The following is a 13,702-nucleotide window of genomic DNA, read 5'->3' as shown; positions in this document are numbered from 1 at the left end:
GAATGGGTTCGACCATCGATAACGGTCACCGGGCTTATGCGGTAGCACCCCATCGATTTGCCTGATGACCATGGCGTAATAGAGAACTAGAAAAGGCTGAACATTTTGGTTTCCAACCACGATCAACAAACGTCCCGCAGGCTGCTCTGCCCGATTTGCCAGCGTGCTCTGACGGCTTGCATCTGCCACTGGACCTCGCCCATCGACCATGCGATCGATGTGCTGATCCTGCAGCATCCCCTGGAAGTGAGCAATGCCAAGAACAGCGTGCGACTGCTGCACCTGAGCCTGCCCTACAGCAAACTGGTAGTGGGCTCGGTGTTCGAGCCGGAACAATTGCATACCCTGCTGCACGCCCCCTCGCGCCTGCGCAACGTGCCCGATAGCGAAACCGTGCATCCGGTGTTGCTCTACACCGACGACGCCAGCACCGCCGAGACTACCTACTTCGATGCGCGCACCATGCGGGTGGAGGAGCAGGAACCGCTCAAGCGCATCCGCCTGGTGGTGCTGGACGGCACCTGGCGCAAGAGCCGCAAGATGCTGTTCGAAAATCCGCTGCTGCAAACCCTGCCGCGCATGATGCTCATCGACACCCCGACCTCGCGCTACACCATCCGCAAGTCGCACAAGCCGGAACAACTGGCCACGCTGGAAGCCACCGGCTACGCGCTGATGCAACTGGAACGCAACAGCGAGAAATACCACCCGCTGCTGACCGCCTTCGACAACTTCGTGCTGCAACAGGGCTACATGCGGATGCACGCCCAGGCCGCGCGGCGCAGCGAATAGAGATCAACACCGGCAGGGAACCAATCCCTGCCATGGGAGACCAAACCGATTCGGCCGCCTGGTGCGGCCGTTCTTGTTCAGGGTGCATCGCAAAGCGCTTATAATTGAACGATTGATGTACCGTAACCCTGAACACTTCTGACGCGCTGGCGCTGCTCAACGCGATCCCATCCCTGCGAACAAATAATCCATGAGTTCCGAATTCCTGCAACTGGCTGAAAAAGTCACTCAGCTCGCCAAGCTGGCGCAAAGCCTGCGCGAAGAAAATGCCGAGCTGCGCCGGAAAGTCAAACTGCTCTCCGAAGACAACACCACCCTGAATACCCGTGTCGATGAGGCCTACCAGCGGGTTGCCGCGGTGCTGGCGCAACTGCCGGTGGCCGAGGCAGAAGAAGCGGCTGCGGCCGATGAGGAGGCGGCATGAGCACCATCCAGATCCAGGCCATGATCATGGGCCAGTCCTACACCCTGGCCTGCCAGGAAGGCGAACAGGCCGCCCTGCATCACGCGGTGGCCTATCTCGATCAGAAGATGCGCGCCATCCGCGATGCCGGCCGCATCAAGGGTACCGACCGCATCGCCGTGATGGCCGGCCTGGGCATCGCCGCTGAATTGCTGAGTATGCAACGCTCCGAAGGCCCCTTCGCCGGCATGACCATTGCCCAGTGGCAGCAGCAGATTGCCGCCATCACTGAGGTGGTGGACCAGGCATTGGCACCACAGGAAAAACTGTTCTGACGCCCTGCGCGCTGATGGGCGCAGGATGTGTCACCCGCAACAAAATGGCTGCCGTTGGCAGCCATTTTTTTCTCCGCTTGCGTGATTGGTGAGGTGCAACACATCAATATGGCAAAGAGAAAATCCGGTTACAAAATCGTGGACTTATTTTTGACACAGCTCTTGGAGGACAACGATGAATGGGTTAGACTTCGTACTCCTGCCGTGTTCGCGATTGCCATATATTCCTTGAACCATTTACGAGCATAGGTTGTGGGATCGTTCGATGGGCGTGAGCGTCGCTAGTCCGATGAACCCGAAATTGAACTACTGCAACCAACTTGAACCGTCAGGTTCAGGATGCCGGCACAGCGGCACAGGCGGGACTTGATTCAAGGAAAACGGCTGCATCTGCAGCCGTTTTTTTATGCTTTCCACCGCTACGGGCAGACGCTCTCTTCACGCTCTGCCCTGTTCTCCCGTCAGCGCTCCTGCTTCTTGGCGCCCTTGCGCTCCGGCCCTACCTCATCAATGGCATCCTGGAATTCAGTCACATCCTCGAAGCTCTTGTAGACCGAGGCAAAACGGATGTAGGCGATCTTGTCCAGACGCTTCAACTCATGCATGACCAGTTCACCGACATGCCCTGACATCACTTCACGTTCACCACTTTGCAGCAGCTTGTCCTGGATGCTCTGGACAGCGACATCGACCGCCTCGGCCGACACCGGGCGCTTGCGCAAGGCCAGCATCAGACTGCCACGCAGCTTGGCCGGATCGAACTCGGTACGACTGCCATTCTTCTTGACGATCACCGGCATGGTCAGTTCGATGCGCTCATAGGTGGTGAAGCGCTTGTCGCAATTGCCGCAGCGGCGGCGACGGCGGATGGAATGACCGTCTTCGGACAGACGCGTGTCCAGCACCGGGGTGTCTTCGTGATTGCAGAATGGGCACTTCATGGCGGCAGTAATTGGGTTGGGCTAGACAATGAGGGTAGTCCCCCTGAACTTCGATCATGCAAGACATTGCTACAACACTAAAAGGCGCAGTGTCGCATCCTGATGCAACAAGCACTATCGTATCGTAGTGCAGATAAAGACGGCGCCCGCAAGGACGGGCGCCGTCAGGTACAACATCCGACAAGAAAATTCATACCGGCCCATGCAAGGCCGGTAGCGACTTCTCTAATCAGCCGTAGACCGGGAAGGCGTCGGTCAACTTCTTCACTTCGGCCTTGACCCGCTCGATGGTGGCGGCGTCATGCGGGTTGTCCAGCACGTCGGCGATGAGGTTGCCGACCTTCTCGGCTTCGGCTTCCTTGAAACCACGGGTGGTCATGGCCGGGCTGCCCAGGCGGATGCCGGAGGTCACGAATGGCTTTTCCGGATCGTTGGGAATGCCGTTCTTGTTGCAGGTCATGTGGGCCGAACCCAGGATGGCTTCGGCTTCCTTGCCGGTCAAGCCCTTGGGACGCAGGTCCACCAGCATCACGTGCGACTCGGTGCCGCCGGAGACGATGCGCAGGCCGCGCTTGATCAGGGTCTTGGCCAGCACGTCGGCGTTCTTCACCACTTGCTGCTGGTAGGCCTTGAATTCGGGCGACGCTGCTTCCTTGAAGGCCACCGCCTTGGCGGCGATGACGTGCATCAGCGGGCCGCCCTGGATACCGGGGAAGATGGCCGAATTGATGGCCTTCTCATGCTCGGCCTTCATCAGGATCACGCCACCGCGCGGACCGCGCAGGGACTTGTGGGTGGTCGAGGTGACGAAGTCGGCGAAGGGCACCGGGTTCGGGTAGACGCCTGCAGCGATCAGGCCTGCGTAGTGGGCCATGTCGACCATGAAGTAGGCACCGACTTCCTTGGCAATCTTGGCGAAACGCTCGAAGTCGATGCGCAGCGAGTAAGCCGAGGCGCCAGCGATGATCAGCTTGGGCTTCTTCTCACGGGCCAGGCGTTCCATCGCCTCGTAGTCGATCTCTTCCTTGTCGTTCAGGCCGTAGGAGACCACGTTGAACCACTTGCCCGACATGTTCAGGGCCATGCCGTGGGTCAGGTGGCCGCCTTCTGCCAGCGACATGCCCATGATGGTGTCGCCCGGCTTCAACATGGCGAAGAACACGCCCTGGTTGGCCTGGGAGCCGGAGTTGGGTTGCACGTTGGCGGCTTCGGCGCCGAACAGGGCCTTCAGGCGGTCGATGGCCAGCTGCTCGGCCACGTCCACGTACTCACAGCCACCGTAGTAGCGCTTGCCCGGATAGCCTTCGGCGTACTTGTTGGTCAGCTGTGAACCTTGCGCTTCCATCACGGCCGGCGAGGTGTAGTTTTCAGAAGCGATCAGCTCGATGTGATCCTGCTGGCGGGCGTTTTCCTTCTGGATGGCAGACCACAGGTCGGGATCGACTTTTGCGAGAGTCTGGTTCTTGTCAAACATGGTGTTTCTCCAAATTGATGAGCTGCGGCCGAAGATCGCGTCACCGGCAGGATGCGGACATGCCGGTAGCTCGACTTCCGAAATCGAATGAGGGCCAGAATAGAATGGGATTGCGGGCAGCCTCAGTCGTACTGTCCATTCGGCTGCCCAGGCGCACGGCTGTTGAAATCTCACGCTTCCCGATGGATCCCCATCTTGGCCGGTTTTACGCGGCGTTTCGCCAGTCACGTGAGACGAAATGGTGAGCGCATTGTAGTGAAACGGGGCGATTTGGGCAAGAACCATGGTGGCTTCGCAACAGACCCGCCATAGTGCCCCCATGAAGGAAAAAGCGAGCCCGCCCTCGTAAAAAGCGGCTTTCGGCTACAATTCCGTTTTCTGCCGGGACTGCCATGTGCAGCTTTGTTCAAGCTTGCCGCAGCGCGCCGGTTCTTACGCCACACAACAGGAGAATCAAGAGATGGTCGTGTTGATTACGGGAGCTACCGCAGGCTTCGGCGCCGCCATGGCGCGCAAATTCGCCGGCAACGGTCACCAGGTGATCGCCGCCGGTCGCCGCAAGGAGCGCCTGGATGACCTGGTCAAGGAACTGGGCGCCGACAAGGTGCTGCCGCTGGTGCTGGACGTGACCAGCAAGGACTCCATCAACGCCGGCCTGGCGAGCCTGTCGGGCCAGTGGAAAGAAGTCGATGTGCTCATCAACAACGCCGGCCTGGCACTGGGCCTGGGCCCGGCCCACGAAGTGGCACTGTCGGACTGGGAAACCATGATCGACACCAACGTCAAGGGCTTGGTCACCATCACCCACGCCCTGCTGCCGGAGATGGTCAAGCGCGGCCGCGGCACCATCATCAACCTGGGTTCGGTGGCCGGTGCCTACCCCTATCCGGGCGGCAACGTCTATGGCGCCACCAAGGCCTTCGTCGACCAGTTCACCCTGAACCTGCGTGCCGACCTGGTGGGTACCGGCGTGCGCGCCACCAACCTGGCCCCTGGCCTGTGCGGCGGCACCGAATTCTCCAACGTGCGCTTCAAGGGCGATGATGGGGCGGCTGCCAAGGTATATGAAGGAACCACCCCGCTGACGGCCGAAGATATTGCTGAAGCGGCCTTCTGGGTGGCTACCATGCCGGCCCATGTGAACATCAATTACATGGAGCTCATGCCGACCTGCCAGGGCTTCAGCCCTTTCAACATCAAGCGCAAACAATAAGGGATGGGGTAGAATGGCGTTTTTGCCAAAGGCGCCCTGGCGCCGCAGGAACGCCATTTTCACCCGTTCCCGGGGCAGCGGCCGGTATCCAACCAGTCCGCTTGCTCACCGGCAAACCCTTGATTGCTTCGTTTCCGTGATTCTTTTGCCGCTGCCACAGCAGATTTCCCAATAACAAGAAGCATATGAGTGCCGCCAGTAGTCCATTCGACTGGAACATCCGGGTCTATTACGAAGATACCGACACCGGAGGCGTAGTGTTCTACGCCAACTACCTGAAGTTCTTTGAGCGCGCCCGCACGGAATGGCTGCGCTCCTTCGGTTTCCAGCAACAACACCTGGCCGAGACCACCGGCGCCATCTTCGTCGTCAAGAACACCAGCGTCGACTATCTCGCCCCCGCCCGCCTGGACGATGAACTCCGCCTGACCGTCGTGGTCGAAAAATTTCGAAATGCCTCCATGCAATTCATCCAGGAGGCCTGGCGCCTGCCGTCGGGGGATGGCGGGACCGCCTGCGACGGGGAACCCAGACTGCTGGCGCGGGGCAGCATCACGGTCGTCTGTGTGGACCAGGCCACTTTCCGGCCGCGTCCAATTCCTGACGAAGTGCTGACTTGCATCAAGAAGCCAACATGATGTCAACGGAAAAGCTCATCCGCGCCTTTATGGCACTGGGAACAGCGTCTGCCCGCCGGCCGCTCCCAGCTGCTGGGACAATCTGCCGCAGGGAAAACTTCTGTCTGTATTTGCCGTCTTTTGTTTCATATTGTCTGTACGCCAACTGAACAAAACAAAAGATTTTTAACGCTCGACTTACCATCCAAACGCCGCCTCCAAGCCGCCACACTTTCCCATGAACGTCACACAAGACCTGTCCTTCATTTCACTGATCGCAAACGCGTCCGTCCTGGTGCAACTGGTGATGTTGCTGCTGTTGTCGGCATCGGTCACCAGCTGGACCTACATCTTCCGCAAGATGTTCACCATCCGCTCGGCGCGGGTGCAGACCGAGGAATTCGAACGCGTCTTCTGGTCCGGCGGCAATCTGTCGGCGCTGTACCAGGATGCGCTGTCCAACCGCCGCAAGGCTGGTGGCGAAGGTGGCGCCCTGGAGCGCATCTTCCAGGCCGGCATGGGTGAATTCACCAAGGCCAAGGCTTCGGTAGCCGCCCGTGGCGGCGCCGTCGATCCCGGCCTGCTGCTGGACGGCGCCCGTCGCGCCATGCGCGCGGCCTACCAACGCGAGATGGATGCACTGGAATCGCACCTGGCCTTCCTGGCCTCGGTGGGTTCGGTGTCGCCATATGTGGGCCTGTTCGGCACCGTCTGGGGCATCATGAACGCCTTCCGTGGCCTGGCCAACGTGCAGCAAGCCACCCTGGCCGCGGTCGCCCCCGGCATTGCCGAGGCACTCATCGCCACCGCCATCGGCCTGTTCGCCGCCATTCCTGCGGTGGTGGCCTACAACCGCTATTCGCATGACATCGACCGTCTGGCGATCCGCTTCGAGAGCTTCATCGAAGAGTTCTCCAACATCTTGCAACGTCAGGCACGCTAATGGCTGGCTCATCAATGCGCGGGGGGCGTCCCCGCAAGTTCAAGTCCGAGATCAACGTGGTGCCCTACATCGACGTGATGCTGGTGCTGCTGATCATCTTCATGGTGGCCACGCCCATCACCAACCCCAGCGTGATCAACCTGCCCACGGCCGGCAAGTCGACCCAGCCGCCCTCGGACTATATCGAGATCGCCTTGAAGCCCAACGCCCAGGCCACCATCCGCATCAACGGCCCCAAGAGCGGCGGCAAGAAGGCCGAGACCGTGACCGGCAAGACCGACCTGGCCGAGCGCCTGCGCCAGCTGCATGAAGACAACCCGGACCTGGCCGTGATGATCTCGGCCGACAAGGACATCAAGTACGACGACGTCGTGCAAGTCATCTCGGAAGCGAAGAAACAGGGAATAGCGCGGGTCGGCCTGGCCACCAAGTAAGCGCAGCCCTGAGCGATATGAGCGATAACGCACACTACACCATCCCCAAGGCCCCTGGCCGCTGGCGTGCCATCACGCTGGCGCTGGTGATGCACGTGGCCTTGTTCCTGTTCTTCTGGATCGGGATCCGCTGGCAGAGCGAAACCCCGCTCACGGTAGAAGCCGAGATCTGGGATCCGCAATACAAGGAAGCCGCCCCCCTGCCCACCCCGCCGCAACCGGAGCCGCAGCCGGTGGTGGTCGAGCCGCCACCGCAACCCCAGCCGCAACCTGAACCCAAGCCAATTCCTCCCAAGGTGATCGACGAACCCAAGGTCGAGAAACCCGATATCGCCTTGCAAAAGGAGAAGGAAAAGAAGCGCAAGGAAGAACAGGAAAAGCAGCAGAAGCTGGAGCAGGAAAAGGCTGAAAAGGCAAAGGCCGAGAAGGACAAGGCTGACAAGCTCAAGGCAGAGAAGGAAAAAGCCGAGAAGGAGCAGGCCGAGCGCGAGAAGAAGGAAAAGCTCGAGGCCGACAAGCAGAAGAAGCTCAAGGAAGAGAAGCAGAAGGAAGAAGAGGCCAAGAAAAAGGCCGACGCCGAGAAGCAGGCTGCTGACAAGAAGAAGCAGCAACAGGCCGCGGCTGACGCCAAGGCCGCCGAACAGCGTCGCCAGGAAGACTTGAAACGCATGATGGGCCAGGCCACCAGCGCCACCGGTGGCACCGGCACGGCGGCCAAGTCGCAAGGCCCCAAGGGCAGCCCGGACTATGCCAACAGGCTCGGCGCCAAGATCAAGGGCAACACGACCTTCGACAATGCCGGCGTCAGCGGAAACCCCGCCGGGGAGTACACTGTCGAATTGTTCCCGGACGGGACGGTGCGCAGCGTGCGTGTGAACAAGCCTTCAGGCGTGCCGGGCTTCGACGAAGCCGTGCGTACCGCCGTCATGAAGTCTCAGCCCTTCCCGGCCGACAAGGATGGCAAGGTACCGTCCAGCTTCACATTCACCCATTACCCGAAAGATCAGTAACCGATGATTAAAGCCCGTTACCTGACCCTGACCCGCCTTGCCGCCGCCACCGTGGCGGTGGCCGGCCTGTCCTTCGCCCCGGCCTCGCAGGCGCAGATCCGCTTCGAGATTACCGGCGTAGGCGCATCCCAGATCCCCGTTGCCATCACCGCCTTCCCCGGCGAAGAATCGGCGCCGCAACAGATCAGCTCGGTGGTCAAGGCCGACCTGGCGCGCAGCGGCATCTTCAAGCTGATCGACAATGGCGATGCGCTCTCGGACTCCTCGGCCATCAACTATGCCGACTGGCAAAAGCGCGGCGCCAATGCACTGGCCGTGGGTAGCGTCACGCGCCTGGCCGATGGCCGCTTCGATGTGCGCTACCGCCTGTTCGACACGGTGCAATCGACCCAGCTTTCGGCCCTGTCCATCGGTGCCCAGCCGCAACTGCTGCGCCTGACCGCGCACAAGATCGCCGACGACATCTACCAGAAGCTCACCGGCATCCCTGGCATCTTCTCCACCCGCATCTCCTACGTCACCAAGTCCGGCAATGAATACCGCCTGGAAGTGGCTGACGCCGACGGTGAAGGCACCCAGGTAGCGCTGCGCTCCAACGAGCCCATCATCTCGCCGGCCTGGTCGCCCGACGGCACCAAGGTTGCCTACGTCTCCTTCGAGATGAAGAAGCCGGTGGTCTACATCCAGAATCTGGTGACCCGCCAGCGTTCCATCGTGGCCAACTTCAAGGGCAGCAACTCGGCCCCGGCCTGGTCGCCGGACGGCTCGCGCCTGGCCGTGGCCCTGACCCGCGATGGCCTGACCCAGGTCTATCTCATCAATGCCGACGGCTCTGGCCTGCGCCGCCTGACCAACAGCGCCGGCATCGATACCGAACCGCAGTTCTCGCCTGATGGCGGTAGCATCTACTTCACCAGCGACCGCAGTGGCGGCCCGCAAATCTACAAAGTAGGCCTGGATGGTGGCACGCCGCAGCGCGTCACCTTCAATGGCAGCTACAACATCAGCCCCCGCATTTCGCCTGACGGCAAGACGCTGGCCTTCATCTCGCGTCGCGACGGTCTGTTCCAGCTCTATGCACTGGACCTGACCAATGGCCAGGAGATTCGCCTCTCCGACGGCAGCCGCGACCAGTCGCCCAGCTTTGCGCCCAACGGCAAATACATCATGTACGCGACGGAGTCTGGTCGTCGCGGATCCTTGGCCGTGGTGTCTACTGACGGTCGAATCAAACAGCGTCTCACGACGCAGGCCGGTGATATCAGGGAACCGACCTGGGGTCCGTTCATGAAATAAAGAAATCCAATATTGCTTTCATCACGACAAGGAGAAATCCAAAATGCGCACTCGCACTATCAGTACCTTCGCTCTCATCGTTTCCAGCGCCGTTCTGCTGGCCGCCTGCTCGTCCACCAAGCTGGATGACAAGGCTAACGCCCCCGTGCAAACCGGCGCCAGCAACGGCGCTGACACCCGCGCGGTCAACACCGTCAACGCTGGTTCGGTCGATCCGCTGAACGATCCGCAAGGCGTGCTGGCCAAGCGTAGCGTGTACTTCGACTACGACAGCTACACCGTCAAGCCGGAATACCGTACCGTCATTGAAAACCACGCCAAGTACCTGGTGGCCCACAAGGATCGCAAGGTCGTCATCCAAGGCAACACCGACGATCGCGGTGGCGCCGAGTACAACCTGGCCCTGGGTCAGAAGCGTGCTGAAGCCGTCCGCAAGGCCCTGATCCTGCTGGGCGTGTCGGATGCACAAGTGGAAGCGGTTTCCTTCGGCAAGGAAAAGCCCAAGGCACTGGGCCAGGATGAAGCATCCTACGCCGAGAACCGTCGCGCTGACATCGCTTACCAATAATCGACATGCATACCGCTTTCAAACTGAAATCGGTAACCGTGGCGGCCATGCTGGCCGCCACGGCTTTCTTACCGCTTACCGCCCGTGCCGGCCTGTTTGACGACGATGAAGCACGCAAGGCCATCCTGGACATCCGCTCCAAGATTGAAGCCCTGCAGCGTGACGTCGGCAACAAGGCTGACAAGAACAGCGTCCTGACCCTCTCCGACCGCAACGACAACCTGCAATCCCAGATTGCCGCGCTGCGTGGCCAGATCGAGGTCTTGACCAACGAGATTACCAACGCCCAGCAACGTCAGAAGGACTTCTACGTCGACCTGGATGCACGCCTGCGCAAGCTGGAGCCGCAACAGGTACAAGTGGATGGCCAGACCGTGGCTGTGGGCGTTTCCGAACAGCAGGCCTATGACGCGGCCCTGTCGCAATTCAAGGGGGGTGACTACAAGGGAGCGGCCAATGCCTTTGCCGACTTCCTCAAGCGCTATCCGCAATCCGGCTACGCCCCCTCGGCGCAATACTGGCAAGGCAACTCCCTGTACGCCCAGCGCGACTACAAGGGCGCCATCGCTGCGCAGCAGGTGGTGGTGAAGAATTATCCGGACAACCCCAAGGCCGCCGACGCCCTGCTCAACATCGCCAGTTCGCAAGCTGAACTGAAGGACAAGGCAGGCGCCAAGAAGACCCTGGAGCAATTGATCGCCAAGTATCCCAACACTCCTGCCGCCCAGACCGGCAAGGAGCGGATGGCGTCGCTCAAGTAAGCAGGCAGGAAAGATCCGTGTCGTGATCGCTGCGGTCGTGGCACGCGCGTAGCCTTGCTTGTGACGCCGAAGTGTTGACACTGGCGATAGAGTTTGCCTATAATAGCGGTCTTTCGGGTCGTTAGCTCAGTTGGTAGAGCAGCGGACTTTTAATCCGTTGGTCGCAGGTTCGAGTCCCGCACGGCCTACCAGAAATTCAGCAGTACATGAAAAGGGCTCCAGTTCGCTGGAGCCCTTTTTGTTTTTCTGGCGTGACAAAACATGAAAGTGGTGTTGCGCCCGTGCATGGCTGTTGACGTCCGATTCTTACCGCTACAACGTTCAACCGTTTAGCGGTACATCATTTAGCAGCCCGCTATCCAAGGCAGCTTCCATCCGCCACCTTGCGCCTACCCCTTCTCTATCGGTAGTCCTCTACGTCTTGATTTAACGACGCGCCGTGAAGTGCATCGTCTGCGTTCAATTGAGCGATGAAGTACAAACGAGCAAATCAACTCCTCCCGGCAATCACACACCAACTTCATCGCACATATCTGCTCCTTTTCCCGTCTACCCTCGTAGGCTCATTCGTCCAGTCTAATTCAGGCTCACTCACCAGATCATACAGCCCCTAAGTAAAGAGTCGCCCGCTCCGTCATAGCGGTATTGTCATCGCTATAATCACGAGGTGATAAGTGCCAGTACGCAGATCCAACTACGGGGAAGTTTAAGAAAAATGTTGAAATTAGTGAGCTGCAAATACGAAGGCGTGCCGAAATTCAAAACCTTGGAGATAGCGGACTTTGGCACCATGACCAGTTTAACCGGGCCGAATGGATCAGGTAAAACGTCAATACTTAAGGTACTGCAACATACCTTTGAATTAATCGATCGTCACTCGCTTGCCGATAACATCACATCAAAGAGTGATTGGTTCAGCTTTACCTCTGCTTGTCTGCAATTCTCCGGCGCACCAAAAGATCTGAAGCATTTTGAAGGCTACTTTGCTTCGAGATCGCAAGATGAAGTGCTATTGGGCCTTGAACTTTTCCTTGCCGAAGACAGATTTGAGATCAAGAAAGTTTCCATTGGTGATAAATCCATCTCATTCCTCTCCACACCCTGCAAGATGGAATTGGATAAATTGAAAATAGCCAAGATTCAGATTTCGGAGAAGCTTGACTCAATAAAAAAGGAGCTAGCTACTCGGATCCCACCACAATTACAGAACAATCCAGTTGCATATCAAGAGGAAAACCTTCGGAGAGAGCGTCTACGACAGGAATTAAATCCAATGGAGAATCAGCGCGGTGAGATTGAGTCTCAAATTGCATTATTAGCTCAGATTAATGTCAAGTTTGATGATCAAGAACGAAGTATCGCTCGAGCAGAAGCAGAGGACTTCTTGTCACATATTGGATTGCCACGCGTGCAATATGTCGACACACAAAAACTCTATGAAGAGTTAGTGCCAAAAATGATCGACGATCTCATGCGACTTAAAAAAAAGTCAGATAGAGAACTCAAAATTTTCGAAGAAAAACGTGGTGCGCTGGGAAAATTTATCCAGGCAAAGGTCGACGTCTTTGAAGACGAGGATGGAAAGAATACTCTGACCGTTAATGGCATCCCTTATACGAAGCTGTCCTCCGGGACGCAAATTTCTGTTGCATTCTTTGCAGGAACTCATGCTAATGAATCAGACTATCTCATCCTCTGGGATGAACCGAAAAATGGTTTGCATCCGACTAGACGAGTGCGGCTCCTAGAGTTGATGTTAGAGGATAAGAGGCAATTTATTCTCGCCACTCATGCTTCCGAACTCACACCAATGCTAATGAATCCAAATCTGAAAGCATATCGCTGTGAGGCAGATAGCTATGAGGACCATACCCAAGTAGGTTTGAGTGTTCACGCAATTGTTAATCGTCGCGACGCCTTTGTGACACTCGAAGCAATGGGAGTCAATCCTGCTCGAATACTGTTTACAGCCAATGTGGTCATTTGGATCGAAGGACCTACCGAACTGCTTTTTTACCGCCATTGGCTCGTTCCAAGATTGATGCAGCGCGGATTGCATGAAGGATTTCACTACACTTTCATGCAGTATGGCGGATCGTTAATCGCCTATCTAGAAGTTGCTGATGAGAGTGGCAATCAGAACGCCCCCGCAGAATTCAAGTCCGCCTTTGATCTTTTGAGCCTCTGTAGACATCCGATTATTATCGTCGACTCAGACCTTAAAGAAGAACCAAAGAATGCAGATCCCCGGAGCTTTCTTAAAAAAGGAGCGGTGCGTATTCTTGAAGCGATCAACCAGTTGAATGCAGATAGGGAAAATGCTGGCTTGTTTAACTGGACCCGTGGGCGAGAAGTTGAGAATTACTTACCAGAGTTCGCAACAATATCGGCAATAAAATCCGTATGGAAATCTTATATCAACTACGAATCACAGTTGAAACTAGATCAGATACAGATCGAACGCTATGACTCGTTCGAAGAAAAATTAGGACGTCATTTTATTGCCCACAACGTAGTCGATAAAGATCGGTCACCGAGAGGACGTTCTCTATGGGGAAATTCGAACAAGGTAGAGATGATGCGCTGCTCTCTCAACGCTCCGAACTTGAAAGAAACGGATCTCAAATGGGAATGTTCAGAACATCTGTGGGAATTGGAGAACTTTATCGCAAAGGTTGCAGAGAAATGAATCTGAACATGAATACACATCAAAGATTTTTCTAGTCTAAAAATTTCAGCGTCAATAGACTAGACTTTTTTCGCCAACGTTCTACATCAAATTTTCGCCTCATACTCCAGAACGTCTTGCTCAGGGTCTCCCAGTCGCGTACCGAAGGCCGTGTCAGCTCTTTGGCTAGCCTTAGACCAAACCAGAAGCTACTGTCTGCGAATAAGGAGTCATATTTTTGCAAAAC

Annotated in this window: 14 protein-coding genes, 1 tRNA gene, 1 other RNA gene and 1 riboswitch; of the genes, 14 read left to right on the top strand and 2 right to left on the bottom strand. The window is 57.4% G+C overall.

Annotation, left to right across the window (positions count from 1 at the left end; genetic code table 11):
* The first annotated feature begins 105 nt into the window (after positions 1-105).
* The 4 genes from RC54_RS05580 (at position 106) to ssrS (ending at position 1,900) form a co-directional block, all read left to right on the top strand.
* Positions 106-792, top strand: coding sequence for a tRNA-uridine aminocarboxypropyltransferase (locus RC54_RS05580; protein WP_017453106.1), 687 nt, complete (start codon positions 106-108; stop codon positions 790-792).
* Between the two features lie 190 nt (positions 793-982).
* Positions 983-1,216: a hypothetical protein gene (locus RC54_RS05575; RefSeq protein ID WP_017453105.1), complete on the top strand. Its 234-nt coding sequence runs from the start codon at positions 983-985 to the stop codon at positions 1,214-1,216.
* Positions 1,213-1,530: a cell division protein ZapA gene (locus RC54_RS05570; RefSeq protein WP_017453104.1), complete on the top strand. Its 318-nt coding sequence runs from the start codon at positions 1,213-1,215 to the stop codon at positions 1,528-1,530. The genes RC54_RS05575 and RC54_RS05570 overlap by 4 nt, the downstream gene beginning before the upstream one ends.
* A 193-nt stretch (positions 1,531-1,723) precedes the next feature.
* A non-coding RNA gene (gene ssrS / locus RC54_RS05565) (6S RNA) lies at positions 1,724-1,900 on the top strand.
* Positions 1,901-1,991: 91 nt separating this feature from the next.
* On the opposite strand, the gene nrdR is transcribed toward ssrS, so the two are convergent.
* Positions 1,992-2,471, bottom strand: a complete 480-nt coding sequence (nrdR, locus tag RC54_RS05560; RefSeq protein ID WP_017453103.1) for a transcriptional regulator NrdR — start codon at positions 2,469-2,471, stop codon at positions 1,992-1,994.
* A 229-nt stretch (positions 2,472-2,700) separates the two neighbouring features.
* Positions 2,701-3,945, bottom strand: coding sequence for a serine hydroxymethyltransferase (glyA, locus tag RC54_RS05555; RefSeq protein ID WP_044528270.1), 1,245 nt, complete (start codon positions 3,943-3,945; stop codon positions 2,701-2,703).
* 138 nt (positions 3,946-4,083) lie between these two features.
* A riboswitch (ZMP/ZTP riboswitch) is annotated at positions 4,084-4,183 on the bottom strand.
* A 222-nt stretch (positions 4,184-4,405) separates the two neighbouring features.
* Between glyA and RC54_RS05550 the strand changes: the two genes are divergently transcribed.
* From RC54_RS05550 to RC54_RS05505, 10 genes are all read left to right on the top strand, one after another.
* Positions 4,406-5,158: an SDR family oxidoreductase gene (locus RC54_RS05550; protein WP_058894530.1), complete on the top strand. Its 753-nt coding sequence runs from the start codon at positions 4,406-4,408 to the stop codon at positions 5,156-5,158.
* A 185-nt stretch (positions 5,159-5,343) separates the two neighbouring features.
* Complete coding sequence (gene ybgC, locus RC54_RS05545; RefSeq protein ID WP_017453100.1) at positions 5,344-5,796, top strand: tol-pal system-associated acyl-CoA thioesterase; 453 nt, start codon at positions 5,344-5,346, stop codon at positions 5,794-5,796.
* A gap of 217 nt (positions 5,797-6,013) precedes the next feature.
* Complete coding sequence (gene tolQ / locus RC54_RS05540; protein ID WP_017453099.1) at positions 6,014-6,718, top strand: protein TolQ; 705 nt, start codon at positions 6,014-6,016, stop codon at positions 6,716-6,718.
* Positions 6,718-7,152, top strand: a complete 435-nt coding sequence (locus RC54_RS05535; protein WP_017453098.1) for an ExbD/TolR family protein — start codon at positions 6,718-6,720, stop codon at positions 7,150-7,152. The genes tolQ and RC54_RS05535 overlap by 1 nt, the downstream gene beginning before the upstream one ends.
* A 17-nt stretch (positions 7,153-7,169) precedes the next feature.
* Positions 7,170-8,162, top strand: coding sequence for a cell envelope integrity protein TolA (tolA, locus tag RC54_RS05530; protein ID WP_058894529.1), 993 nt, complete (start codon positions 7,170-7,172; stop codon positions 8,160-8,162).
* Between the two features lie 3 nt (positions 8,163-8,165).
* Positions 8,166-9,458: a Tol-Pal system beta propeller repeat protein TolB gene (gene tolB, locus RC54_RS05525; protein WP_061790214.1), complete on the top strand. Its 1,293-nt coding sequence runs from the start codon at positions 8,166-8,168 to the stop codon at positions 9,456-9,458.
* Between the two features lie 43 nt (positions 9,459-9,501).
* Positions 9,502-10,026 (top strand): peptidoglycan-associated lipoprotein Pal, encoded by a 525-nt coding sequence (gene pal / locus RC54_RS05520; protein WP_017453095.1) that lies wholly within the window; start codon positions 9,502-9,504, stop codon positions 10,024-10,026.
* Between the two features lie 5 nt (positions 10,027-10,031).
* Positions 10,032-10,787 (top strand): tol-pal system protein YbgF, encoded by a 756-nt coding sequence (gene ybgF, locus RC54_RS05515; protein ID WP_017453094.1) that lies wholly within the window; start codon positions 10,032-10,034, stop codon positions 10,785-10,787.
* Between the two features lie 115 nt (positions 10,788-10,902).
* Positions 10,903-10,978: transfer RNA gene (locus RC54_RS05510), tRNA-Lys, on the top strand.
* A 524-nt stretch (positions 10,979-11,502) separates the two neighbouring features.
* On the top strand, positions 11,503-13,476 hold the full coding sequence (locus RC54_RS05505) for an AAA family ATPase (protein ID WP_061790215.1): 1,974 nt from the start codon (positions 11,503-11,505) through the stop codon (positions 13,474-13,476).
* Positions 13,477-13,702 lie beyond the last annotated feature (226 nt).

Origin of the sequence: Herbaspirillum rubrisubalbicans, assembly GCF_003719195.1 — a bacterium.
Taxonomy (GTDB): domain Bacteria; phylum Pseudomonadota; class Gammaproteobacteria; order Burkholderiales; family Burkholderiaceae_D; genus Herbaspirillum; species Herbaspirillum rubrisubalbicans.
This window is presented reverse-complemented; position numbering and strand designations above follow the sequence as displayed.